This is a genomic window from Duganella flavida (genome assembly GCF_009857445.1).
GTDB lineage: Bacteria > Pseudomonadota > Gammaproteobacteria > Burkholderiales > Burkholderiaceae_D > Rugamonas > Rugamonas flavida.
Map to the genome: position 1 here is coordinate 209,904 of NZ_WWCN01000003.1, position 23,072 is coordinate 232,975.

General features: G+C 60.2%; 21 protein-coding genes. 11 read left to right on the top strand and 10 right to left on the bottom strand.

All coding sequences use genetic code 11. The annotated features are described in order from the left end of the window. The first annotated feature begins 24 nt into the window (after positions 1-24). Positions 25-966: an alpha/beta fold hydrolase gene (locus tag GTP46_RS05490; protein WP_161005615.1), complete on the top strand. Its 942-nt coding sequence runs from the start codon at positions 25-27 to the stop codon at positions 964-966. Positions 967-976: 10 nt separating this feature from the next. Further along, on the top strand, positions 977-1,897 hold the full coding sequence (locus GTP46_RS05495; RefSeq protein WP_161005616.1) for an LD-carboxypeptidase: 921 nt from the start codon (positions 977-979) through the stop codon (positions 1,895-1,897). On the opposite strand, the gene GTP46_RS05500 is transcribed toward GTP46_RS05495, so the two are convergent. From GTP46_RS05500 to GTP46_RS05515, 4 genes are all read right to left on the bottom strand, one after another. After that, a complete protein-coding gene (locus GTP46_RS05500) occupies positions 1,898-2,371 on the bottom strand; it encodes a hypothetical protein (RefSeq protein WP_161005617.1) in 474 nt (157 codons plus the stop codon). A 78-nt stretch (positions 2,372-2,449) separates the two neighbouring features. Then, a complete protein-coding gene (locus GTP46_RS29670; RefSeq protein WP_371869568.1) occupies positions 2,450-3,313 on the bottom strand; it encodes a PEPxxWA-CTERM sorting domain-containing protein in 864 nt (287 codons plus the stop codon). Positions 3,314-3,545: 232 nt separating this feature from the next. After that, a complete protein-coding gene (locus tag GTP46_RS29675) occupies positions 3,546-4,421 on the bottom strand; it encodes an FxDxF family PEP-CTERM protein (RefSeq protein ID WP_371869569.1) in 876 nt (291 codons plus the stop codon). Between the two features lie 345 nt (positions 4,422-4,766). Then, positions 4,767-5,201 carry a site-specific integrase gene (locus tag GTP46_RS05515; RefSeq protein WP_161005618.1) on the bottom strand — a complete coding sequence of 145 codons (435 nt, stop codon included), beginning with the start codon at positions 5,199-5,201 and terminating at the stop codon, positions 4,767-4,769. 443 nt (positions 5,202-5,644) lie between these two features. On the opposite strand from GTP46_RS05515, the gene GTP46_RS05520 reads away from it, so the two are divergent. The 5 genes from GTP46_RS05520 (at position 5,645) to nadC (ending at position 10,964) form a co-directional block, all read left to right on the top strand. Then, positions 5,645-6,709, top strand: a complete 1,065-nt coding sequence (locus GTP46_RS05520; protein ID WP_161005619.1) for an acyltransferase family protein — start codon at positions 5,645-5,647, stop codon at positions 6,707-6,709. A 255-nt stretch (positions 6,710-6,964) separates the two neighbouring features. Next, positions 6,965-7,099 carry a hypothetical protein gene (locus GTP46_RS30060; protein WP_267877402.1) on the top strand — a complete coding sequence of 45 codons (135 nt, stop codon included), beginning with the start codon at positions 6,965-6,967 and terminating at the stop codon, positions 7,097-7,099. 248 nt (positions 7,100-7,347) lie between these two features. After that, positions 7,348-8,949: an ABC-F family ATPase gene (locus tag GTP46_RS05525; RefSeq protein ID WP_161005620.1), complete on the top strand. Its 1,602-nt coding sequence runs from the start codon at positions 7,348-7,350 to the stop codon at positions 8,947-8,949. 6 nt (positions 8,950-8,955) lie between these two features. Further along, on the top strand, positions 8,956-10,101 hold the full coding sequence (gene nadA, locus GTP46_RS05530; protein WP_161005621.1) for a quinolinate synthase NadA: 1,146 nt from the start codon (positions 8,956-8,958) through the stop codon (positions 10,099-10,101). Continuing rightward, positions 10,098-10,964, top strand: a complete 867-nt coding sequence (nadC, locus tag GTP46_RS05535) for a carboxylating nicotinate-nucleotide diphosphorylase (protein WP_161005622.1) — start codon at positions 10,098-10,100, stop codon at positions 10,962-10,964. Before nadA ends, nadC begins: the two co-directional genes overlap by 4 nt. Here the strand turns inward: nadC and GTP46_RS05540 are convergent. Both GTP46_RS05540 and nadB read right to left on the bottom strand, forming a co-directional pair. Then, positions 10,954-11,490: a GNAT family N-acetyltransferase gene (locus GTP46_RS05540; protein WP_161005623.1), complete on the bottom strand. Its 537-nt coding sequence runs from the start codon at positions 11,488-11,490 to the stop codon at positions 10,954-10,956. The genes nadC and GTP46_RS05540 overlap by 11 nt on opposite strands. After that, a complete protein-coding gene (gene nadB, locus GTP46_RS05545) occupies positions 11,490-13,103 on the bottom strand; it encodes an L-aspartate oxidase (RefSeq protein WP_161005624.1) in 1,614 nt (537 codons plus the stop codon). The genes GTP46_RS05540 and nadB overlap by 1 nt, the downstream gene beginning before the upstream one ends. Positions 13,104-13,309: 206 nt before the next feature. Between nadB and GTP46_RS05550 the strand changes: the two genes are divergently transcribed. Then, on the top strand, positions 13,310-13,984 hold the full coding sequence (locus GTP46_RS05550) for a hypothetical protein (RefSeq protein ID WP_202414156.1): 675 nt from the start codon (positions 13,310-13,312) through the stop codon (positions 13,982-13,984). Here the strand turns inward: GTP46_RS05550 and GTP46_RS05555 are convergent. Further along, positions 13,981-15,093, bottom strand: a complete 1,113-nt coding sequence (locus tag GTP46_RS05555; RefSeq protein WP_229258810.1) for an XrtA system polysaccharide chain length determinant — start codon at positions 15,091-15,093, stop codon at positions 13,981-13,983. The genes GTP46_RS05550 and GTP46_RS05555 overlap by 4 nt on opposite strands. Positions 15,094-15,217: 124 nt before the next feature. Between GTP46_RS05555 and GTP46_RS05560 the strand changes: the two genes are divergently transcribed. After that, positions 15,218-15,805 (top strand): XrtA/PEP-CTERM system exopolysaccharide export protein, encoded by a 588-nt coding sequence (locus tag GTP46_RS05560; RefSeq protein WP_161005625.1) that lies wholly within the window; start codon positions 15,218-15,220, stop codon positions 15,803-15,805. Between the two features lie 190 nt (positions 15,806-15,995). Then, entirely contained in the window at positions 15,996-16,640 is a 645-nt protein-coding gene (locus tag GTP46_RS05565; RefSeq protein WP_229258811.1) for an N-acyl amino acid synthase FeeM domain-containing protein, read from the top strand. On the opposite strand, the gene GTP46_RS05570 is transcribed toward GTP46_RS05565, so the two are convergent. Genes GTP46_RS05570 through prsT form a run of 3 tightly spaced genes read right to left on the bottom strand, consistent with a single transcriptional unit; the run spans position 16,609 to position 21,871 of the window. Further along, a complete protein-coding gene (locus tag GTP46_RS05570; protein ID WP_161005627.1) occupies positions 16,609-17,364 on the bottom strand; it encodes a S1 family peptidase in 756 nt (251 codons plus the stop codon). The two genes, GTP46_RS05565 and GTP46_RS05570, sit on opposite strands and share 32 nt — an antisense overlap. Beyond that, positions 17,361-19,319, bottom strand: coding sequence for a hypothetical protein (locus GTP46_RS05575; protein WP_161005628.1), 1,959 nt, complete (start codon positions 19,317-19,319; stop codon positions 17,361-17,363). The genes GTP46_RS05570 and GTP46_RS05575 overlap by 4 nt, the downstream gene beginning before the upstream one ends. Positions 19,320-19,324: 5 nt before the next feature. Beyond that, entirely contained in the window at positions 19,325-21,871 is a 2,547-nt protein-coding gene (prsT, locus tag GTP46_RS05580; RefSeq protein ID WP_161005629.1) for an XrtA/PEP-CTERM system TPR-repeat protein PrsT, read from the bottom strand. A gap of 123 nt (positions 21,872-21,994) precedes the next feature. Between prsT and GTP46_RS05585 the strand changes: the two genes are divergently transcribed. Then, on the top strand, positions 21,995-23,071 hold the full coding sequence (locus GTP46_RS05585; RefSeq protein ID WP_161005630.1) for an SDR family oxidoreductase: 1,077 nt from the start codon (positions 21,995-21,997) through the stop codon (positions 23,069-23,071). Position 23,072 lies beyond the last annotated feature (1 nt).

Genomic DNA, 23,072 nt, shown 5'->3' on the forward strand with positions numbered 1-23,072 from the left:
CCAAGCACGATTTGGGAGAAGGCCTTGGCTACCGCGCAAGCAAACGGCATTACGATCGCCTACGAAACCAGCGGCAGCCCGCTTGATCCGCCGGTGCTGCTGATCATGGGCCTGGGCATGCAGCTGATCGCCTGGCCGCAGGATTTTGTCGATGGTCTGGTGGAGCAGGGCTATTACGTGATCCGCTTCGACAACCGTGATATCGGCCTGTCCAGCAAACTCCATCACCTCAAGAAGCCCCGGCTGGTGTGGGCTTACCTCCAATCGCTGGTGGGCCTGAAGCCTGCCTCCGGCTACACTCTCAACGATATGGCCGACGATGCGCTCGGCCTGCTCGACGCGCTCGGCATCGCGCGCGCCCACGTGGTGGGCATGTCGATGGGCGGCATGATCGCGCAGATTTTCGCCGCCCGCTTTGCTGCGCGCACACTTAGCCTCACTTCCATCATGTCCAGCAGTGGCCGGCGCGGCTTGCCCGGTCCGACTGCGGCGGCACGCGCTGCCATGCTGCGGTCGGCCGATCCGGACGACCGCAAGGCGGTGGTGGACCGCGTGGTCAATATTTATCGTGTGGTGGGCAGTCCAGCCTATCCAACGCCGGAGCGCATGCTGCGCTTAGGCATTGAACGAGCACTGGATCGCGGCCCCAGTCCCGACGGTGTGGCGCGGCAGATGCTGGCCATCGTCGCCTCCGGCGACCGCACACCGCTGCTGCGCAAGATTAGCTGTCCGGCGATGGTGATCCACGGCGCGGCTGACACGCTGGTGCCGGTTGCTTGCGGCATCGCCACCGCCGAGGCGATACCGGGCGCCAGCCTGCACATCATCGAAGGCATGGGCCACGACTTGCCACAGCAGCTGATCGAGCGCCTGCTTGCCTTGCTCGACCAACACCTGCACGGTAATATGGCGCCGGAACTTCCTCCTGCGGTCACGCATCGTGCGGGCAGCGGCACCCATCACTGACTGAGACACTTTGAGCACATCGAATATCGGCATCGCCATTGCGGCGCCCAGCGGCCGCCCGCTGGACATCGACCTCTACAATCAAGGCCTGCAGCGCCTGCAGCAGCAGGGCTACCGGGTCCACAACTACTACGACGACGATAAAAATTTCCAGCGCTTCGGCGGTACGGATGAGTGGCGCCTGGCGCAGCTGAACGCGGCGGCGGCCGATCCCGATGTGCAAGTGGTGATTGCGCTGCGCGGCTCCTACGGCATGTCGCGCCTGCTGCCGATGATCGATTTCCAGAAAATGGCCGATAGCGGCAAGCTGTTTGTCGGCTACAGCGACTTCACCGCTTTCCAGATGCCGCTGTACAAACAGACTGGCCGCGTCAGTTTTGGCGGGCCGATGATGTGCGACGATTTTATCCGTCCCGAGCCGGTGGCCTACACGCTGGATCAATTCTGGAATTGCCTGCGCGGCCCAGTGCACACGGTGCGCGGCGCGGTGGCCGAGGGCGGGGTGGACAATCCGGTGCTGGAGGTCAGCGGCAAGCTGTGGGGCGGCAACCTGGCGATGATGGTCAGCTTGCTGGGCACACCGTACTTCCAGGCGCTGGAACAGGGTATTTGCTTTATCGAGGATATCGGCGAGCATCCGTACCGTATCGAGCGCATGCTGCTGCAACTGTTCTACGCCGGCGCGCTGGATGGCCAGAAGGCGCTGGTGCTGGGCGATTTTTCCGGCTACAAGCTTAATCCGTCTGATAACGGCTACGACTTTGCCGCCATGCTGGCTTACCTGCGCCAGCGTTTGCCGATGCCGGTGCTGACCGGCCTGCCGTTCGGCCACATCAAGGAGCGCGCCACGCTGCCATATGGCGGCATGGCGCATCTGGTGTCGGGTCCGCGTGACTTTGAATTGACGGTCAGCGACTACCCGACCTTGTAGTTACTGCACCCGGCGCACGCGCGGCGCCTGGGTCGTGCCTTCGATTTCGAGGAACAAGGTGCCCAGCGCATTGCGCGTGATCTTGACCTTGGGATTGTCCACTTCGTTGATGCTGCCGGTGCTGTCATCCGCCACGCGCCAGATCTGGCCGTTGGCGAGGCGGAACTGGGTGCCGGCGCTCCAGCCGTCGATGTGGCCGATCAGCGTGCTTTCAATGAAGTTAGGCTCGTCGGCTTTGCGCATTTGCGTGGCGTTCAGGCCGAAGGTGGCGGCTGGCGCGGCAACCGGCTTCACCGCTGCTGGTGCGGGTGCTGCTACCGCTGCAACGGGCGCGACTGGTGTAGCGGCGACAGGAATCGCGTCATAGCAGGCAACACGGCTGGAAATATCGGGAATGGCGCGGCAGCGCAGGAGGTCGGCGTCGTTGGCCAGGGCGGAACCGGATACGGCGAGCAAAACAAGCAAAGCTTTCATCAAACTCTTTCCAGGGTAACGGGCGCCGCAGTCGGCGGCGCCCTCTGTTCCGGATTATATCCAGAACGCGTCCTGGAGTCAGGCGCTGCGACGGCGGCGCACTGCGGCGCCGATCAGACCCAGACCGGCCAACATCATGGCATAGGTTTCCGGTTCTGGAACAGCGGTGACGGTCAGGTCGTAGCCAATAGAAATTTCCTTGCCTTTCGCCAGCGAGTCAAAATGGTAGCCCAAGGAGATGGTGTCGTCGGAATACGAATTGCCGGTGACTGCGGTGGCCAGGTAGTAAGGGTCGGTATTCCAGCCGTAGACGCCGGCATTGCCCGACCAGCCGCCAGTGCTGCTTAACTTGACGGTATAGCCAGTGAACAGGCCTGTGGCCTGGACTGCCGCACCGACGCCTTGGCTCAGGATCTTGTTGTCGGTATCGGAGGTGCCGTAGCTGTTGGAATCCTGGTCAGGGTCAAAGCCGACAGCGAATGCCAGATTATTCAGGGTGGCGCTGGAAGTGTTGCGCAGGACCACATTGGTGTGGATGATGTTCGAGGTGGTGTCAAAGGTGATGGTCTGGGTGATTTTCAGGCCATTGTAGGTTCCGCCCGAGGTCGCCACGTAGGTGGTGCCCGACAGGCTGAAGTCGGCGGTCGAGCTGCCGAAAGGGTTGCCGCCGTAGACCGATGCGGTCGCTGACGAACCACCCACGCCGATAGAGTAGAAGGCGAATGGGGAGCCCGGGGTCAAAAAGTCCGTGGCGCTGGTGAAAGTGCCAGTGCCGGTTGGGTCATACTGCAGACCGGTGAAGGTGGTGAAGTCGATCAGCGAACCGTTGTTGCCCACGCCAAACTTCAGGTAATCACCCGACACCGTTACATCCGCCATTGCCGACTGTGCACTCAAGACCATGACTGCCGACAGGACTGCGCTGTGTAGAATTTTCTTCACTGCTATTCCCCTTTAATTAAATAAAGTTGTTAACTTCGTAGTAAGAGACTGAACCTATCCTCGTTACCCCCGTAACGAGTAGCCATTCTCTAACGAAGTTTTAATATTTGCAACTACAATATTGAATTGATAACGAATATTGCTGCATATCGTTATCTGCCGGCCACACTTGGCTGCCTGGAAAAAAAAGCCCGCCTCCTTGCGGAGGCGGGCTTGATAGCCAGAACGGCAGTTAAGCTTGTTTGCGGCGGCGGGCGAGGAAGCCCACAATGCCCAGGCCGGCCAGCAACATGCCATAGGTTTCTGGTTCAGGCACGGCAGCGGCGGTGATGGTGTAGTCGTAGCCGATCGAAATTTGCTGATGACTCTTCATGTCGCCAAACTTGTAGCCCAGCGCAATGGCATTGTCGCCATCGCCGACATTGGTCACGCCGGCAGTCAGGAAGTAAGGATCGGTCTGCCAGTTGTTGACGGAGGCCGTGGTGTCGACCCAGCCGCTGGTGTTGCTCATGGTGATAGTCAGGCCGGTGTAGGCGCCCATGGCCGACACCGAGGCGCCGACCCCCTGGCCGTTGATCGTGTTCATGGTGGAGTAGGTGCAGCAGGTAGCGTCCTGGTCAGGATCCAGGCCGGTGCCGTACACCACATTTTTCAGTGTGCCGCCGGAAGCGTTGGTCAGCACCACATTGGTGTGGATGATATTGGAATTCAAGTCGAACGAGATGACCTGGGAAATTTTCAGGCCAGCGTAATTGCCGTTCGAGGTGATCACGTAAGTGGTGCCAGCGCCGGTGAAGCTGCCGGTCGTCGAGGTGAATGGGTTATAGCCTGGGCTATAGCCGCCCGCTGTGTCATAGCTGCCGTTCACGCCGATCGAGTAGTAGGAAAATGGTGTACCCGGCGTGATGAAATCGGGGCTGGAGACAAAATTGCCCATACCGGTAGGGTCGAACTTGATGCCTGTAAACGTACCGAAGTCGATCAGCGAGCCGTTATTGCCCACGCCGAATTCCAAATAGTCACCGGACACCGTAACGTCCGCCATTGCCGACTGGGCACCTAGTAACATGACCGCCGACAGTACTGCACTGCGTAGAGTATTCTTCACTTTTTTCCCCTCTTATTAGTTGAAACCCTGTGAATCTTGAATCATCCTCGTTAACCCCTTAACGAACTTTCATTTTCTACCCCTCTTTTAATGATTACAACTAAAATGTTCTAAAGATAATAAAAATTAATCTAGTTGTGATGAGTTCGCCACATGATAAAAAGTCACTAAAAATCACTTGATTGATGTTAGCGCTAGCCTCGGATTGGTCGCATTTATTCAGGTAATTCATTGCTTTACATGCCTAAGTAATTGTTTTGTATGGGTTAAACGTCAGCTTGCGTGATTGCTGTAAGATTCTCTTGCTCGATCCACTTTCCATAAGTTCGCGTGACCATTGTTGTGTCACGATGGCCCATTTGTTTCGCGATATACAAGCCATTCAGTCCAGCTGAAAGGAATGTCGAAGCAAAGGTATGGCATTAGGCCAAGGCGCATTCGAGTCCGGATGGCGGAAAACGGCTCCGTCTCCAATCCTGGTGTATTGACGCGGGCCCAATAGAGCTTGAAGAGTTCCGTTCCGCAGATGATATGGCGGCGGCCTGCTTCGGTTTTGGTCTCTACCCGCTCGATCCACATTTGACCGCTCAACGAGTACCGTGTGTTGATCCCGTCTACCGAACTCCATTTCAGGGCGATGTATTCGCTCGGGCGCATGCCAGCCACAAAAGCAAAGAGCAACATGTTGCGGTCTTCTGGCTTGCAAGTAGCTAAAATCGCGCGGATTTCTACGCCGCCGAACGGCTCCACTTTGTCCTCAACGCGCTGTGCCTCTTTCATGAGTATCTCGCCCCGCAGGCGCTCGGCGTGCTCTTCATCAAATCCGCTGCTGAAAGCAGGTCGCGGATGTGCTGATCCTGCAGAGGATCCATGCCAAGCGCTAGCACGGCTGGCTTTACCGCTGCGGATGGACTTTCTGCGGACCGTGTCGAATGCGGAAATCGCGCATGCCGCAGCGGCGGCCGTGGCGGAGTTCGATCGCAATGGAGTGCTGCGCGTATGCGCTGCCGTTAACGCGCGTCAGCGGGGGCGGCAAAGCTATAAGGTGGCATCGAACCAGACGAGATGCCGCCTCGAACTGCTACGGGGATATTCAGGCCCCGTGTCGGCAACCTTTGCGAGTGGAGCCATCCAGCCTCCACCACGAGTAGTTTGTTATTTTAACCATCACGTTCATGCTAGAATTTACAACTAGTTCCGCTCATTTTTGCCTGCCGCCCGTTATGACTAAAGACCGTGTCAATGAAATCGACCTGCTGCGCTTTATTGCCGCGATTTCAGTAGTGCTGTTTCATTATGCGTTCCGGGGCTTTGCGGCTGATGGGTTGTCGAACATGCCGTATCCGCTGCTGGCGCCGTATGCCAGGTATGGCTATCTCGGGGTCGAGTTGTTTTTCATGATCAGCGGCTTTGTAATCCTGATGACGGCTTCTGGCGGCAGCTTGCGCAGCTTTGTGATCTCACGCGTGGTGCGCCTGTATCCCGCGTTCTGGGCTTGCTGCACACTGACCTTTGCCATGATCAGCCTGTTCGAGGTGCCGCCGTTTCAGGCGGGCTGGCAGCAGTATCTGGTCAACTTGACGATGATGAGTGGCTTTGTCGATGTGCCCTCGATCGACAATGCTTACTGGTCGTTGTTCATCGAACTGAAGTTCTATGCGCTGGTGGCCATCGTGCTGCTACTGGGGCGCGTCCACCAGGTGCAGTTGTGGCTGTGGGCGTGGTTGGGGATTTCCATCGCGAACCAGTTTGTCCATAGCGGCAAGGTTACGATGTTCTTGCTGACGAATTATTCGGCCTTTTTTATTGCGGGCGCCTGCTGCTATCTGATTTGGTCGCGCGGTGCATCGCTGACGCGGCTGGCGATGCTGTTGCTAGCGTGGGGATTGGGCACTTGGCAAGCGCTGGTGCCACTGATGGAATTCGAGCAGCATTACGCCACCAGAATGAGCCGGTTCGGGGTTGTCGTCATCATTGCCGGATTCTTTGTGGTGCTGTTGCTGATTTCGCTGCGTCGCACTGGCTGGATCGGCCAGCGCCGTTGGCTACTTGCGGGCGTGCTCACCTATCCGCTGTATCTGCTGCATCAGAATATCGGCTTCATACTGTTCCACCTGGGCTATCCAGAATGGAATCGCCATCTGTTGCTGTGGAGCGTCGTGGCGGGAATGTGCGTGTTGGCTTACCTGGTGCATCGCATAGTGGAGCAACCTCTGGCGGGGCTGATGAAGCGCGGCCTGGCGGTGGGAATGGCGGCTTTGGACAGTAGGATGCCGCTGCGCCGCTAACCTCGAATAGGGTGGATGGCGCTGGAGTGGGGGTGGCAATGAGAAATTCGGATCTTCCTTTTTTCCATAGATGTATTAACGTCCAGCCACACACCAAGGAGCACACCATATGGGCTTTGTTGACCGGTACCTTCACGCCGTCAATTCATCCGACCTGCGCGACGACATCATAACCTCTCACGCACTGTACAAGTGTGTGGCAGCGGCATCCCTCGCGCTGGCTTTTTCTATTCCCGCGCCAGATCGCGAGGCCCCATGAGTACCGACCTGAATTCCGCCGACTATTTCGCCCAGATTCGTTGGGATCGTATGTGCATGGCGCTGCTTGTGGTGCAGAACGATATGGCCAGACGGACAAAAAATCCGGCCACGACCACCCGAAAGCGGTAAATTCACAATGAAACCATTCTTGCATTTGATTCCTCCTAAATATATTCCGTGTGCAGCGGAAATCCTGTCGCCCTAAAACGTAGGCGAAAATACAGACATTTCCAGGCGAAACCAGCCAAACACGCGTGATATTACCCACTCTATCCGCTAGGCCTGAGGTGGTTTGGAGTAGCCTCTAAAAGCCATCTTGGCATTGCTGTATAATCACTCTTTTTCGCACTACCTAATCTGCAAAGTTCAAGTTCACCATGCTCAGCACAGCAAATATCACGATGCAATTCGGCGCCAAGCCGCTGTTTGAAAACATCTCCGTCAAGTTCGGCGATGGCAACCGCTATGGCCTGATCGGCGCCAACGGCTGCGGCAAGTCCACCTTCATGAAGATCCTCGGCGGCGATCTCGAACCGTCCGCAGGCAACGTGATGCTGGACGTGAACGAGCGCCTCGGTAAGCTGCGCCAGGATCAGTTTGCCTACGAAGAGATGCGCGTGCTGGACGTGGTGATGATGGGCCATACCGAGATGTGGGCCGCTATCGCCGAGCGCGACGCGATCTACGCCAACCCGGACGCCACCGACGACGATTACATGAAAGCCGCCGAACTGGAAGGCAAGGTCTCGGAGTACGACGGCTACACCGCCGAATCGCGCGCCGGTGAACTGCTGCTGGGCGTCGGCATTTCCATCGACCTGCACCAGGGCCCGATGAGCGCCGTGTCGCCAGGCTGGAAGCTGCGCGTGCTGCTGGCGCAGGCACTGTTTTCGAATCCGGACATCCTGCTGCTCGACGAACCGACCAATAACCTGGACATCAACACCATCCGCTGGCTGGAAGATGTGCTCAACGAGCGCAACTCCACCATGATCATCATTTCCCACGATCGCCACTTCCTGAACCAGGTGTGCACCCACGTGGCCGACATGGACTACGGCACGCTGAAGATCTATCCGGGCAATTACGACGACTACATGCTGGCGTCGACGCAAGCGCGTAACCAACAGCTGGCCAACAACGCCAAGGCCAAAGAGAAGGTCGCCGAACTGCAAGACTTCGTGCGCCGCTTCTCGGCCAACAAGTCCAAGGCCCGCCAGGCGACTTCGCGCGCCAAGATGATCGACAAAATCAAGGTCGAGGATATTAAACCTTCTTCGCGTGCCTATCCGTTCGTGCGCTTCGAAGGCGAGAAGAAGCTGCATCGACTGGCCGTGGAAGTGGACAGCATCAGCAAGAAATACGACCGTCTGCTGTTCAACAACTTCAGCATCATGGTGGAAGCGGGCGAACGCATTGCGATCATTGGCGCCAACGGCGCCGGCAAGACCACCATGCTGCGCTCCATCGGCGGCATGGACATCGCCGGCCTGGAAGCGGACCACGGCACCGTCAAGTGGGCGGAAAACGCCAACGTCGGCTACATGCCGCAAGATCCAACCGAAGATTTCGGCAAAGAGATCAACCTGACCGACTGGATGGGCAAGTGGACCAAGGAAGGCGACGACGATCAGGCCGTGCGCTCCATCCTGGGCCGCCTGCTGTTCGGCGGCGACGAAGTGAAGAAGTCGGTCACCGTGCTGTCCGGTGGTGAGAAGGGCCGCATGATGTACGGTAAGCTGATGCTGGGCCGTCACAACGTGCTGCTGCTGGACGAGCCGACCAATCACATGGACATGGAATCGATCGAGTCCCTGAACATCGCGCTGGATAAATACGCCGGCACCCTGATCTTCGTGTCGCACGACCGTGAATTCGTGTCGTCGCTGGCCAACCGCATCATCGAGATCAAGGACAATGAAGTCGTCGACTTCCGTGGTAACTACGAAGAGTATCTGACCAGCCAAGGTATCGCCTAAGCCATCATGCAAGCCATTGAAATCAAACCCGTCGAGTATGAACATCCACAAGACGGCGCGAGCTGCGTAGCCCATGCGTGGGCACGCACGCCAGCCACGCCGGGCGCTGAAGAACGTATCGCGCTGAAAGAGCGCATCAAGCGCTTGCTGAAGGAAAAAGAAGCGGTACTGGTGTCGCACTACTATGTCGACGCCGATCTGCAAGACCTGGCCGAGGAAACCGGCGGCTGCGTCTCCGACTCGCTGGAAATGGCGCGCTTCGGCCGCGATCATCCAGCCAAGACGCTGGTGGTGGCGGGCGTGCGCTTCATGGGCGAAACGGCCAAGATCCTGAGCCCGGAAAAACGCATCCTGATGCCGGACCTGGACGCCACCTGCTCGCTGGACCTGGGCTGCCCGGCCGACGAATTTGCCGCCTACTGCGATCAGCATCCTGACCGCACCGTGGTGGTGTACGCCAATACCAGCGCCGCCGTCAAAGCGCGCGCCGACTGGATGGTGACGTCCTCGATCGGCCTCGATATCGTCAAGCACCTGCACGAGCAGGGCAAGAAGATCTTGTGGGCGCCGGACAAGCATCTCGGTTCGTACATTCAAAAGCAAACCGGCGCAGACATGCTGCTATGGCAGGGCTCCTGCCTCGTGCACGATGAGTTCAAAGGCGTGGAACTGGAACTGCTGAAGGCCCAGTACCCGAACGCGAAGATCCTGGTGCATCCGGAATCGCCGGCCAATGTGGTGGAACTGGCCGATGTCGTCGGCTCGACCACGCAGATTATCAACGCTGCGGTGGAATCGGACTGCGATACCTTCATCGTCGCCACCGACAACGGCATTTTGCACAAGATGCGTGCCGCTGCGCCGGGCAAGCGTTTCATCGAAGCGCCGACCGCCGGCAACAGCGCCACGTGCAAGAGCTGCGCGCACTGCCCGTGGATGGCGATGAACGGCCTGCAAAACCTGGCCGACGTGCTGGAAAATATGGACAACAGCAGCGCGAATGAAATCTTCGTCGATGCGGAAATCGGCAAGCAGGCGGTGACGTCGATCACCCGCATGCTGGACTTCGCGGCAGCCAAGAAAGCCAAGGTACAACCGGGTCCGGACCTGGCAAAAGAAGCACAACTGTTTTCGGGAATCGGCCCTGCATGAGCACTTTGCTGAACAAGTTCGCGCCGTTTGACGACGCGTTGAAATCGGCCTTTGAGGCTAACCTGCTGTCCGCATTGCTGGAAGACGTGGGCAGCGGCGACCTCACTGGCTTGCTGGTGCCGGAAGGCGGCCGCGCGCAAGCGCGCGTGATCGTGCGCGAAGACGCAGTGCTGTGCGGCGCCTCCTGGTTCGAAGGCATCATGAACTGCATGCAGGCCGGGATCGAGATCGACTGGAAGTACGCGGAAGGCGACATGATGAAGGCCGACAGTGTGGTCTGCATGATCACCGGTCCGGCGCGCGCGCTACTGACGGCGGAACGCGCTGCACTGAACTTCCTGCAACTGCTGTCCGGCGTGGCGACGGCCACCCGCAAATACGTGGACGTGATTGCCGGCACCCGCGCCGCCATCCTGGATACCCGCAAAACCCTGCCGGGCATGCGCCTGGCGCAGAAGTACGCGGTGCGTGTGGGCGGCGGCCAGAACCAGCGCCTGGCGCTGTATGACGGCATCCTGATCAAAGAGAACCACATCGCGGCGGCTGGCGGCATCACCAACGCGGTGCTGGCGGCCAAGGCGCTGAACAAGGGCGTTTCGATTCAGGTGGAAGTGGAATCGCTGGACGAGTTGAAGGAAGCACTGGATGCGGGCGCCGTCTCCATCCTGCTGGATAACTTCGATACCGGCATGATGCGCGAAGCGGTGACCATCAACGCCGGCCGCGCACTGCTGGAAGCCTCGGGCGGCATCAATTTCGATACCGTACGCGCCATCGCCGAAACCGGCGTGGACCGCATCTCGATCGGCAGCCTGACCAAAGATATCCGCGCGACTGACTACTCGATGCGCATTATCGGCTGATCACCTTGCGCATCCGGGCCAGTGGCACTTGCACTGGTCCCGGCAGCGCGAGTTCAAATCTCTCCAGTACTTCGAATCCGCAGGCGGTGTAGAGTGGGACGCCGGGCATGGTCGCGGCCAGTTCAAGCGTGTGGAAGCCGCCGGCTGCCGCCGCGTCTGTGCAGTGCTGCAGCAGCAAACGGCCCAGCCCTTGGCGCGCCGCCGATGGATCGACAAAGAAGGCGCGGATGCGGGCCGGCTCGCGCGCTGGATCCAGCAGCGGATCGGCGCCTTGCTTGGTGCGGTCGGCGCCGAACAGGGTGCTGCGTTTGCTCCAGCCGCCGCACGCTGCCAACTGTCCATCCTTTTCAACGACAAAATACGTCTGATCCGCCACTAGCTGGGTATCCACGCCGAACACGTGGCGCGTTACGGCTTGCGCTTGTTCGCTGGTGTAGAAACCTTCGCTCAATTCAATGCCGGAACGCGCAATCAGCGCTTCCATGGCGGGGATGTCGGCTTGCGTGGCGTGGCGGACGGAGATCATTATGTTCGTCGTGGCGGCGTGAGGATGGTGGGCAGGGCTTTGGCCAGCGTCTCTGGATAATCGCGGCTGAAGTGCAGGCCGCGGCTTTCACGGCGTAGCAGGGCGCTGTTGACGATCAGGCTCGCGACTTCCACCAGGTTGCGTAGCTCCAGCAGGTCATGGGTGACGCGGAAGTTCTGGTAGTACTCGTCGATTTCTTCCTTCAGCAGCGAAATGCGGTGCTGGGCGCGCTCCAGGCGCTTGGTGGTGCGCACGATGCCGACGTAGTTCCACATGAAGCGGCGCAGTTCATCCCAGTTGTGGGAGATAACCACTTCTTCATCGGCATCGCCGACGCGGCTTTCATCCCAATCCGGCAGGTAGGGCACTTCGCCTTTTTCCTTGGCGGCGATATCGGTGGCGCAGGCGCGGCCGATGACCACGCATTCCAGCAGCGAGTTACTGGCCAGGCGATTGGCGCCGTGCAGACCGGTGCAGGCGGTTTCGCCGACGGCGTACAGGCCAGGCAAGTCGGTGCGGCCATGCAGGTCGGTGACGATGCCGCCGCAGGTGTAGTGGGCTGCCGGCACAATCGGGATCGGTTCTTTGGTGATGTCGATGCCCAACTCCAAGCAGCGCGCATAGATGGTCGGGAAGTGTTCGATCAGCCAATCGGCCGGCTTGTGGCTGATGTCCAGATGGACGTAATCCAGGCCGCGCTTCTTGATTTCAAAGTCGATGGCGCGCGCCACCACGTCGCGTGGCGCCAGTTCGGCGCGTTCGTCGTGGGCCAGCATGAAGCGCTGGCCGGCGGCGGCGCCGGCTTCCGGCGGCAGCTTGAGCAAGCCGCCTTCGCCGCGGATCGCCTCCGTGATCAGGAAGGACTTGGCGTACGGGTGATACAGGCAGGTCGGATGGAACTGGATGAATTCCATGTTCGACACGCGGCAGCCGGCGCGCCATGCCATGGCAATGCCGTCGCCGCTGGCGGTGTCTGGATTGGTGGTGTACAGGTACACTTTGCCAGCCCCACCGGTACACATCACGGTGTGTTCTGCTGCAAAAGTGTGCACCTGGCCGGTTTGCTCGTCCTGCACGTACAGGCCGTAGCACTTCGGCTGTGCGTTGCCTTTTTTAGCCGGGTGCAGTTTGTCGGACGTAATCAGGTCAACCGCGCAGTGGTGTTCGAACAGGGTGATGTTCGGATGGGCGCGAACTTTTTCTTCCAGCGTGGTTTGCACCGCGTTGCCGGTGGCGTCGGCCGCGTGGATGATGCGGCGCTGGCTATGGCCGCCTTCGCGCGTCAGGTGAAAGCCCAGTTCCGCCGATTCGTCGCGGGTGAACGGTACGCCCTGGTCAATCAGCCATTCGATCGCTTCGCGGCCGTGTTCCACGATGTAGCGGGTGGCGCTTTCGTCACACAGTCCGCCGCCGGCGATGAGGGTGTCGTTAATGTGCTCGGAGTGACTGTCGCCGGAATCCAGCACGGCGGCAATGCCGCCTTGGGCCCAGTTGCTGGCGCCGTCCTTAAGGGCACGTTTGGAAACAATCGCTACGGTACGGGTCTCGGCCAGATGCAGGGCGACCGACAGGCCGGCCAATCCGCTGCCGACGATGGCAACATCAAATTTCATGATTACGCGTTTGGAAATGCACTAAAGAAGCATGACTATAGACCATTTGTCATACTTGCGTCACAAATGGCACAAATAGCCCTTTTGACGTTGCGGATTGCGGGGCCTCAAGACGGCTGCGTGCGGTGTTCCTCATCATGAGAGCTCCGTCGAGGGAGTCTATCGTGATCCGCATCTTTCAACACTATGTGTCCAGAATAGCGCTGATGTTGTTATTGCTGGAGATAGCTATCCTGCTGGCTGCAGCCGTGGCCAGCGCGCCGCTCTGGCCTGCGCTGGCGTTTGCGCTGGTGATGGTGTTCAGTATGGGCACCTTGGGCATGTACGCGCATGACCAGTCGCGCGAAAATATTAAAAGTACACTGCTGCGTATCATGCCGTCGTTTATCTTGGGCTTTTGCCTGATGCAGCTGCTGGCCGGGCTGCTGCCGGATATGCGGCTGGGGAGCATGGTGTTCCTGCTGGGCGGCGGTGCGGTGCTGCTGGCGCGGATGGTGGTGTTCACGTCGGCCCAATCGAGCATGCTGGAACAGCGGCTGATTATCGTCGGCGATGGTGCGATGGCGCGCGAGTGCATGGCGCTGGCGACGAGCAGCGTCAGTTTTCATCCATTCCGGGTGGTCGGCTTTGTGCCGGTGGCTGGCGAATTGCGCGCGGTGCCGCCGGCCATGCTGCTGCCGCCAGACCTGCCGCTGCTTGCGCTGGCCCGGCGTTACGCGGCCGACGAAATCGTGGTAACAGTGGGCGACCGGCGCAATGGCGCGTTCCCGGTGCGCCAGCTGCTGGAGTGCGCGCTGGGCGGCGTGCCGGTGACGGATGCCGCCACGTTTTTCGAGCGCGAGGCTTGCCAGATCAGGGTCGATTCTTTGCAACCGAGTTAATCGCGGTTGAGTTGGGCCAGCTCGGTTTCCGCTTCCGGCACGGCATTCGCCTGCGCCAGCAGGCGCTGGTGGCGCAGCGTGAATTCCTCCACCCGGGCGGTGATGGATGCCACGCGCACCTCGGCTTCGGTCTGCGCCACTTTTAGTTGTTGCAGCATCGGGCTGTAATTCTTGCCGGGATCGTTGCTCTGCTTGAGCTTGCTTTCCTCGACTTTGCGCGCTTCCAGCTGCGCCACCAGCCGTTTGGCGGCGATGATGTCTGGGTGCAGCTCGGTGTATTGCATGCGCAGCGCATCGAGGCTCTTATTTAGTACCGAGATGCGCGCGTCCAGCTCCGGATTGTCGATGGCGGCCGGATTCATGTCGGCGCCAAGCAGGGGCTCGTCTCCGCTGATCTGGTTGGCGATGGCTTTGCGGGCCTGCTCAGCTTCCGCCAATTCCAGCCGGGCAGCGCTGAGGGCGTCCGAAGACTGCATCAGCTGGCCTCCGTAATCGATGCCCTGGCGCGGCAGCAAGCCGTTGTTTTTCAGCTTGAATTCCTTGACGCTGTTTTCGGCGGCGCTCAGCTTGTCCTCGTAGGACTTGATTTGCTCGTCGATAAATTGCACCGCCTTGCGCGTTTCGCCGCTTCGCCCCTTGAGTCCGCCCTCGACAAAAATCGTCAGCAGCGACTGCACCACGTCGCGCACCATGCGCGGATCGCGGTTGTTGTAGCTGATGGTGTAGATGTCGAGGTTGCCGGTGCCGTTAATGCGGATCTTGCCCATCAACTCTTCCAGCTGCTGCTGTTGCTCGCGCGGCGTGCGGGCGTTGATGTCCTGGTCGATCATGCGCAGCACGCGCTCGACATTGGGACGGCTCAGTAAAGTGCGGCTCATGATGGAAACCTGTTGTTCGATATTCGGCACGCTGGTCATGCCCGCCAGCAGGGGTTTGAGGATGCTTTGGGTGTCGACAAACACGCGCGCGGAGGCCTGGTAGTCGTCCGGCAGCAGCGCAACCTTGATCCAGCCCGCGCCCGCCACCAGCCAGGCCACCGATATGGCGTACCAGCGGTACTTCCAGATCCCTTTCAGGCTGGATATCAGCTGGCTGATTAACTCCTCCATATTCGGTACTCCCAACGCAGGCCACAGAAACTCCGATTATATTTTTCTCAACTGGGCAGTCGTTGAGGCAGATCAAGCAGAGGCGGGCGAGATTTCTGAATCATGTCGATGAGGAGGAAATATCATGCGTGCTCTACTGTGTTTGTTGTTGCTGGCCGGCTGCGCCCACCGCGTTTCGCTGGAGACGCCGGATGCCGTGCCGCTGCAAGGCGACTACCAGATCGGCGCCGGCGATGTGGTCAACATCAATGTCTGGCGCAATCCGGAGGTGTCGCTCAGCGTGCCGGTGCGGCCCGACGGCAAGATCACTACACCGCTGGTGGAGGATTTGCAGGCGGCGGGCAAAACCTCCACCGAGCTGGCGCGTAATATCGAAAAGGCGCTCAGCAAATACATCCAGCAGCCGATGGTGACCGTCATCGTTACCAGTTTCGTCGGGCCGTACAGCCAGCAGATCCGCGTGATCGGGCAGGCGGCGCGGCCGCAGGCGCTGGCCTACCGGCAGGGCATGTCGCTGATGGATGTGCTGATCGCGGTGGGTGGGATTACCGACTTTGCGGCTGGCAACAAGGCCAATATCATCCGCATGGTGGATGGTAAGCGGCAAACGGTGCCGGTCAGGCTGCAGGATTTGCTGCGCGACGGCGATATTTCCGCCAATGTGGCGGTACTACCGGGCGATATCCTGGTGATACCGGAAGGCTGGTTCTAGCCTGTGCGAAAATTTTTTTTTGAATTTTTCGGGAACTTTCAAGCTGAGCGGCAGGTCTCAAGGCTATGAACCACCACCCAGGAAGCCCATCGTGCAACATGACGACGCTATTGTTTCGTTTGAGGTCCGCAATGAATTACGTGACCTCATGGTCGGCGAAGGTCAAGCCGAAGCCGCATTGGATCACCCCTTGGATCAACAAACTTTTCATATCCGCATGGCCAACTCGCAAGGCCGACGCGAAGCAGCCAGCCTGCTGCTGAAGAAGATGTACGGCTGGCGCGGCTACGCCGTCGATCCGGGCGTGACGCATACGCCGAACAAAATCACGCTGTTTGCCGAAACCGGCGGCGAAACCGTCGGCACCATGTCCTTGTGTCTGGACAACGACGAAATCGGCCTGCCGGCCGACGAAAATTTCCGCGACAAGCTGGATGAACTGCGCAGCGAACGCCGGCGCCTGTGCGAACCATCGCGGCTGGCGATCGACAAGGGCGTGTCCAAGCGCGTGTTCGCGGCCTTAATTCACATCTCCTACATTTACGCGCACAACATCCACGGCTACACGGATTATGTGATTGAGGTCAATCCACGCCACGTCATGTTTTACAAGCGCATGCTGGGCTTTCGCGACTTTGGCGGCGAGCGGCTATGCACGCGCGTCGGTGCACCAGCGGTGCTGCTGCGGCTGGACCTTGAATACATGGGCGCGCAGATACGCAAGTTTGGTGGCTTGATGGAGCAGCACGGCAACGAACGTTCGTTTTATCCGTATTTCTTCCCCACCTGGGATGAGCCCGGTATCACGGGCCGCCTGATGCTGGGGAAGCTTTGAGGTAGTTGGCCGGAATGGCGTAGGTAATGCCGCTGGGCGCGGTGATCGCCGATTCCTTCACGCCCTTGACGAACACCATGTTGACCACGCCGACCACTTCACCGGTGGCGGGATCGAACAAGGGGCTGCCGCTGCTGCCCGGATACGCCGTGCCATCCAACTGGAACACGGAATAGCCAGGCTGCTGTAGCTGGCGCGCTGTCTTGCCGTCCAGCTGATGCGCGGTGATGGCCGGCGTGGCGAGCGGCGTTATGGCGGAGACGATGCAGCGATGCGTGACGTGGTGCAGGCCCAGCACCATGCCGAGCGGGAATCCCATGAAGGCCAGCGCCTTGCCTTCGCGGACCTTACCGGAATCGCCCAGCTTCAGCGCAGGCAGTGCCGCACCTTTGATGCGCAGGCGGGCCAGATCGTGCTCTTTGTCCAGCGCGACGACAGTAGCGGAACGGAATTGTGCGCCTTCGCCGTTGCGGATCAGCACGCCAAGCGTAGCGCTTTGGCCGTTATTGATAAGGTCGTTCACGACGTGGGCGGCGGTGACCACGGTCAGGCCATCGCCGATGACGAAGCCGGTGCCGACAAAGCCGATTGCCGGTCCGCGCGTTTGTTGCAGGCTGCCGATGCCGACCACGGACGGTTTGATCTCGTCTATCGTTTGCACCAGCTCCTCGGCACCGGTGCGGGCAGCCGGTAGCAATAGCAACAGGCAAAGCAGCAGCTTCATAATGATCCTTTGCTTGGCAGCGCCGCCGTCGATAACAGCAGCATGGATAACAAGGTGATGCGCGGTACGTCCAGCAGGCTGTCGAACAGCCCAACGAGCTGGAATGCCAGCAAGGCGGCCAGCATGGCGCTGTCGCCGCGCCGCAGCAGCACCGCCACGGCGCTGAATAGCAGCAGGCCGTAGGCGCACAGTCCGGCCCAGCCCATCTCAAAGTACAGGTTCAGCACCAGGTTCTTGACGTGCCAGGGCAGGTGATTGCGATCGCTGCTAAAGAACCAGCTTGTATTTGCCTCGGAAAAGCTGCCGTTGCGCAGCAGTTCGTGACCGTCGGGGACGGTGCGCAGGCTGAGATTGTCGATGTCGAGTACGGCCAACTGGCCTTCGGCAGCAATTTCCAATTTGACAGGCAGCTGGTCGCCGCCCAGCACGCCGGAGTCGATGGTGTAGAGGTAGTGCTGCCAGGCGCTGCCATGCGGAATCTGGCGCAAAGGAACGGCCAGACAGTTTTGTGGATACAGTAGCTGGCGCTGGCACACATTGATATGCAGGAAGGCTGGCGGGCCGCCATTCCAGACATCGACACCCAGCGCGTACTGCTGGTGCGGCCGTAGCTGAATGCTTTGCAGCATGCGTAGCAATTCGCCGTAGCCTGCCGCGTACTGTCCCGCGCTCAGGCGCAAGTGCCGGTTGCTGCCCTGATCGATAAATTGATAGCTGGGCGGCAGTTCGCGTTGCGGATAGTACCAATAATAGGTGGCAGGGAATTTTCCAATCCCCATGCCGAGCAGGTTTGCATCGGCATCCATCATGGCTAGCGTGTTTTTCCAGTGGTGCAGCCGTGTAGCCCAATCGTTGCCAATGCTGGCAAACCGCACGTTGACGTAGTAGCCATGGCAGATCGGCACAACGGTGCCCAGCAGGAGCAGACTGGCCAGCGTAGGCGAAAGATGGTGGCGATAGTGTGCTGCGGCCAGCAGGAGCAACGCCATCAGGACCGGCAGGTAGGCGCGATAGCCGCCAAAACGAAAAGCCAGGTCCAGCACGACCACGGCCAGCACCGCACCTGCCAACCCTATCCATCCAGCACGCGGCGCACCGCCGTGCAAGCGGTCCATCAGCATGGGCGCAGCAAGGACAAGCAGGGCGGCGGCCAGCGCGAGATAGAGTCCACGTGAGAAGGTGGCGAGCGCGACATACCACGCCAACGGCAACAGCGCCAGCGCAGCGGCATTGCGCCAGGTGGCGTTGCGGGCCAACAGCCAAGTCGCGAGCAGCGGAATGCTGAGCGCCAGATAGCCGTCCAGCGCCGCGCCACCGGTATGCATGGCGGAAAACGGTGCGCTGATGCGATAGTCAGTGGAAAAATTTAGCAAGCCAGTAAATTGCATCCGTTCGTTGATGGCGGCCGTGCTGACCAGCAGCAGTCCGAGCATCATGCCCGCCACCAGTTGCTCGCGTGGAGCGATGCTGCTTCTGCGTAGCGGCGGCAGCAGCACCACGGTCCACACCCATGCCTTACCGACGCGCAGCGCATTGGCCGAGCTGAGGTAGTTGTTGAAGGTGTTGGCGTCCACCGGCCCGAGCGGCTGCAAGCCGCGCCACATGCCGATGGCCACGGCAAGGCCCATCAGTACCAGTCCGAGGCGAAACAGCGGCGGCCAACGCGGCAATTCGTCGCTGTTGGGCGGCAGGTGCCAGTAGGCCAGCCCGGCGGTCAGCAGCAACAGCAAGTCTATTTCTTCCAGAAAGAACCAGCCGGTGTGGGGCGTAAAGTCCAGTACCGGTAGCAGCGCAAGCAAGGACACCAGCCACAGCGCCGGACGCCAGCACAGCCAGGCTGCATAGGTGGCAAGAATGGGGAGCAGCCAGGTGCCGGCCATTGGATACATGCTCGCGGCCAAGGCAAAACCGGCGAAGAAGATCAGCGCCAGCAGGCGTGCCCAAGACATCTGCATCACCGCTACTGCGCCAGCATGCTGGTGATGGCGTCGTGCCGATCGAAGTCCTTCAAAGCGAGCAAGGGCTCCAGTTGCGAGCGCGCGCCGCGCTTGTCCCCGGACTTATACAGCGCAACGCCGTAGTGATAGCGGATCTCATGGCTTTTGGGCGCTTTTTCGCTGGCTTGCTTGAGCAAAAGCAGGGCGCGCTCCAGCTTGCCTTGCTCCAGCAGCAGCCAACCCAGCGCGTCCGTGATGGCGGGATTATCCGGCGCTTGCCGGTAGGCTTGCTCGGCATACGGCAGGGCGCGCGGATCATGCGTTTGCTGATAAAGCCATGCCAGATTATTCAGCGCGATGAAATGGCCTGGCACTTGCCGCAGCACTTCTTCAAACTGGGCTTTGCTGCCAGCATACTCCTTCAACGTCAGCAAACTGCTGGCATAGTAAAGACGCGACACATGGTCATTGGCATGTCCGGCCAGCCACTGTTGCATCCGCGTGCGCGCTTCGGCCGCATTGCCGGCCTGGGTCAGCGCGCCGTACAGTGCCTGTATGGTAGCCGAGGACGGACGCAATTCGTAGGCTTTCTGATACAGCGCGATTGCCTTGTTCATCGCGCGCGCCGCGCCATCCTTATCGTTGGCAGCTGCGCGGGCGGCGGCCAGCCGCAACTGAACATCGGGCGAATCGGGCTGCAGCGCGGCCAGCTTGACCCAGTTATCCAGCGCGCTGTCCGTTTGGCCGCCACGCGCCTGCAAGGATGCGAGCAGCGCCACCACCTGCGTGTCGGAGGGATGCGATGCCTGTAACTGCTCGGCCAGCGACAGCGCTTTCGCCACCTCGTTGCCGCGGGCATAGAAATGCGCCAGCCGCATCGCCGGCTCCAGCGCATCCGGTCGTGCCTGCGATGCACGTTCTAGCCAGTTGCGCGTTGCCGCCACCTGTCCCTGGCTGGCGGCCAGGCTGGCCAGTGCGGTCATGAGGTCGGCGTTGTTCTTGTCTTTGGCTAGTGCAGCTTCTAGGCGTTGGCGAGCTTGTTCCGGTTTTTTGTCCTGGATGTCCATGCTGGTCAGATTGTCGAGTGCGGGCAGGAAGAGGGGATCGAGCTTGATGGCGCGCTCAAAAGCGGCGCGCGCAGCTGGGCGATCGCGCTGCACTAGCAATACGCCGCCCTTGAGGTTGTGCATCATGGGATTGTCGGGATACTGGGCCACCATACGCTCGGCCACCGCCAGCGCCTTGTCGTACTGACGGTTGCGTAAGTGGCTCAGCACCAGCAGCGTCCCGACACGCGAGGATTTGGCGTCGATGGTGGCCGCTTGCTCCAGCTCGGCGACTGCGCGGTCGTTGTCGCCCGCACCCAAGTGGCTCATCGCCAGCGCCGCGCGCAACATTGGCGCTTGCGGCGACAGCTTGCTGGCCCGCTCGAAATATTCAGCTGATTTGCCGTACTGCCGCTGGCGCAGGTAAAGCTCGCCGGCCAGCGCCATCATTTCCGGATCCTGCTGCTGGCTGGCAAACAGCGGCTCCACCACGGCCAATGCCTGGTCGACGGCGCCGGTACTCATGAGCGTCGAGGCCAGCAGCTTGCTGGCGTAGGGATGGCCGGGATTGGCTTCCAAGAATTTTTGCAAATGCTGCTCGGCCTGGGCGTACGCACCTTTGCTGCGCAGGATCGCCCCCATCAGCAGATTGCTGGGAAGGTGTTCCGGCGCTGTCCGCAACACCAGCGCCAGATGGTCTTGCGCCGCGAGGATCTTGTTTTCTTTGAACTCCAGCAGCGCTTGCGTGTAGATCAGGAGCAGGTTGTTGGCTGCCGCCTGGCGGCCGATGGACAGCTCCTTGCGTGCCTCGTCCAGCTTGCCTGACTGGATATAGAGATTCGCCAGGTCAACATGCGCCTGCACCTGTGCCGGATGTAACTTGAGCACCTGCTGGTAGGCCGCCAGCGCTTCATCGTTCTTGCCAAGCAGGCGCAGTATGTCGCCTTGCATACGTAGGGCGTCGGCATTCTCAGCTTGCTGCGCGAGCGCCTGGCGGACCAGGGCCAGCGCTTGGTCTTTTTTGTCGTCGAGCAGGGCGACGCGTGCCTGCCCCAGCAGGGCCGGTGCGCTGCCGGGGTGGCGCAGCGCGATTTGCGCGAACACGGCGCGGCCTTCATCGATACGGTTCAAACCCAGCAGCGCGTGGCCGCGCAGCGCCATCCACTGCGCTTGCTGCTCGTCGGCTGGAATATCGTCCAGCAGCTTCTGGTATTGGCCCTCCAGCAGCAGCGCCTTGCCCAGCAGCGGCAATACCTCGCCAGCAGGCATTTTCAGGTCGAGCGCGCGGCGCAGTTCCTTGTCGGCTGACTGCACGTCGGCGATGTCCAGATACAGCTGGCCCAGCATCAGCCGCGCTTGCCCGTGCGACGGCGTTTGCTGCAACACATTTTTTAGCTGGATGATGGCGGCCTTGGCTTCGCCGCGCGCGGCGTAGGTCTTGGCTTGGGACATCAAATCGTTCTGGTCCTGGTGGCGGCTGCAGCCAGCCAGTAGCAATAGCAACAAAAAACGCAGCGACGGCATGGCGATCTCCCTAAAAACCCTAGAGTAGGAACGATCAGCGCGGCACTCGTTGATCAGCCGCAAACGGCGCTGCAAAAGGCGCTCGTAGAATCGGCTGACACGAGTATTCAACACATTCTCAACATGAGCGACTACGAAAACGGCACACCGGCCACCAGCGTCTACCAACTGGCGCGCGAGCAGCTACAGCATGAGCAATTTCGCTGGGTGATTAGCGGCGCGGCCGGCTTCATCGGTTCCAACCTCTTGCAAACGCTGCTGGAACTGGGGCAGCAAGTGGTCGGCATCGATAATTTCCTCACCGGCCATCGGCATAACCTGGACCAGGTACGAGAGCAGGTCGGCGCCGACGCGTGGCGCGACTTTTCGCTGATCGAAGGCGACATTCGCGACTTGCAGGCGTGCCGCAGCGCCTGCGATCGTGCCGATTACGTGCTGCACCAAGCGGCGCTGGGCCCTGCCGCGCGCTCGCTGGCCGAGCCCTTGCTGTGCCACGACATCAATGTTTCAGGCTATCTGAACCTGCTGGAAGCAGCGCGCCTGGCCGGGGTGCGGCGCGTGGTGTACGCCGCATCCGCCGCCAGCTATGGCGACCATCCGGCGCTGCCCAAGCAGGAGCAGCACATCGGCCTGGCGTTGTCGCCATATGCCTTGAGCAAGTACGTGGACGAACTGTACGCAGGCGTGTACGCGCGCTGCTACGGGCTGGAGTGTATCGGCCTGCGCTATTTCAATGTGTTCGGGCCGCGGCAGGATGCGAGCGACGCGCACGCGGCTGTGATTCCGCAATGGGTGGCGGCCATGCTCGAAGGGCGCCAAGTCGTCATCCACGGCGATGGCGAAAGCAGCCGCGACTTCTGTTTTGTCGCGAACATAGTGCAGGCAAACTTGTTGGCCGCGCTGAGCTGCCGCCGTGCCGCCATCAACCAGGTCTATAACGTGGCGCTGAACACCCGCACCAGCCTCAACGAGCTGTATTTACTGTTGCTGGAACTGCTGGCGGAGCGCCATCCGCATCTGCACGACCACCGCCCCACCTATGGGCCATTCCGTCCCGGCGATGTACGTCATTCGCAGGCCGATATTTCCAAAGCGGTACAACTGCTCGGCTACGCGCCTACGCACGATCTGCGGCGCGGCCTCAGGCAGGCTTTGCGGTGGTATGAGCAGCATCTTGGCGATGATCTGCCTCAAAAGTAAA